This is a genomic window from Geotalea sp. SG265 (assembly GCF_022808985.1).
Lineage (GTDB): Bacteria > Desulfobacterota > Desulfuromonadia > Geobacterales > Geobacteraceae > Geotalea.
On the sequence record NZ_JAKZFT010000036.1, the window covers coordinates 1 to 2,100 of the forward strand.

General features: G+C 39.9%; 2 protein-coding genes. Both read left to right on the forward strand.

Annotation, left to right across the window (positions count from 1 at the left end; all coding sequences use genetic code 11):
* Window positions 1–361 precede the first annotated feature (361 nt).
* Window positions 362–1,555, forward strand: coding sequence for a tetratricopeptide repeat protein (locus ML541_RS18800; protein ID WP_243375598.1), 1,194 nt, complete (start codon window positions 362–364; stop codon window positions 1,553–1,555).
* A gap of 71 nt (window positions 1,556–1,626) precedes the next feature.
* Window positions 1,627–1,932 (forward strand): hypothetical protein, encoded by a 306-nt coding sequence (locus ML541_RS18805; RefSeq protein ID WP_243375601.1) that lies wholly within the window; start codon window positions 1,627–1,629, stop codon window positions 1,930–1,932.
* The last annotated feature ends 168 nt before the right edge of the window (window positions 1,933–2,100 follow it).

A 2,100-nucleotide genomic window follows, 5' to 3' on the forward strand; every position in this document is an offset into this window, starting at 1 on the left:
CAGATTGTTCTTCAAACCCGCGCATACTTTTTCTCCAGCAATATCAAAGAATTATGCGCAGCATCATAACATAAAACTGTACCTACTGGGGCTCAAATAGTAATAGTTTTTCAAAGACCTGATATAGGGAGCAAGTTACCAATATAGGCAACTTAAGGATAAGTGGAAAAAAGGTCAGATGTAACCTATATAAGCCACTTATGCTGTGGCCTATATAGGTTACTAATTCCTCATATAGGACTCTGGTTACTTATATAAGGAAATAACTCTAACTGGTCAATCAGTAGTTGAACGACATGAAATAAACTGCAAAAAATCCTTGAAAGTGATTTCGGTCGAGCCCATTACAGGAGGACAAAGAATGCGAAGAATCGTAAGCAAGGTGTTAATGAGTATTCGGGAGTGGACGTTTTTACGAAATGCGGCCATCTTTTCTGTCGCAATCATTGTGATGGTTTCCTCAAATGCAGAAGCCAAGCCCTCAAAAGCAGAGTTTAAGGATGCGCTATCTCGTGAGATTCCAAGGCATTTCAGGCTGAACGACTTCTCGACTGAGGCAAGCCAGAACTTAGGTAATGAAGTAGAGCCAGTTTGGGCAGTACGATTTAATGCAACCATCCAAGCTTTGGCAGACCTTTATGTACATGATAGTTCTGATAATGGTGCCTATTTTGTGTTGTTAACCACAAAAAAAGATATAAGAATCAAAGTGTTTGGAAAAATTAAATCCGAATTGTACCAAGGATCATGGCGATACTATGTCTCTCTTGATGGAAATCCTCTGGGAAATCGCGGAATACCACTAAATCAATATAGCGGCAGGGTTATTATTCGTGGAAGCAAACAAGAAAAGGAATATTATGCCGATCTTCAGAAAGAGCAGAGATTACAGGAAGACGCCGAAAAAAAACGACTTGAATTAGAACGCCAAAAAGAAATAGCAAATCAAATTCGCAGTAAAGCTGAGGAATTTTTTGAAAAAGGTTTAGAAGCCCAGAAGAAAAAAGAAATTGACGAAGCCATTGCATACTTTAGTAAAGCTATCGAGATAGATGGAAGCTATGATTCTGCATATGGGAGAAGAGGGCACTGTTATTTTGAAAAAGGCGACTACAATAAAGCACTAAGCGATTTGATACGTTGCGATAAATTAACGAATGATACATCTATTAAACCATGGGCTAATTTTAAAATTGGTGAAATTTATTATAGAAAAGAAGAATATAAACAAGCTGATAAGTACTATCGTAACTTCATATCAATGAAGCCCGATAAATATCACTATTCTTATAACATGATCGCTTGGTTTTATGCCACCTGCAAAGATAAGAGTTATAGAGATGCTAAGATAGCTATTAAATGTGCAACTGAGGCATCCATTATGACAGATTGGAACAACGCTGGTTATATTGATACCCTGGCCACTGCATATGCTGTAGCCGGTAACTTTGAAGACGCAGTAAGAATGCAGAAAAAAGCGGTTAGTCTTAACCCACCTGACAAACAAGAGTATGAAAAACGACTTCAGAAATACCTTGACAAGCAGGCTCCTTAAGATTGGGTAGTGTAAAGATCTGACGACTTACATTGAAATTGAAAACTGTCGTTCCCTTCGTTAGAGGGAAGATGTTCAACCAAGCGCTGGACCGGCCAAAAACAAAACCGGCCGGTCAGCTCTCCCCGTTGGACAGAAAGAGAATGACTCCTTATTTCTGTCTGGCGGTGATGCGCGGAGTCAATAAAATTGGAGGGATGGAAATGAAGTTTGGAATCAATGTGATGATGGGATTATTCTTTGCCGCAGTGTTTGGCTTGGCTGGATGTGGTGGCGGAGGTGGAAATGCTCCGAATAACAAAGTAACTGCTGCTGAAGCTGGCCCAACACAAAACGTAGTCGCCGCCAGCATTGTCACACTGGATGGAAAAAACTAGGAAAAAACTAGGGACACTCCCCGTATTTATGTTGCTAATGTGGTGGATTCAAATTGCAAGTGCACCACGTGAATTTTGAAAGAAGACTTCGTGTGGTGTCTGGTAGTTAAGGCATTTTCTGGGTCGATGATTCACCTTTTCAATTATGAAATGCAGTTCTTCTTCAGT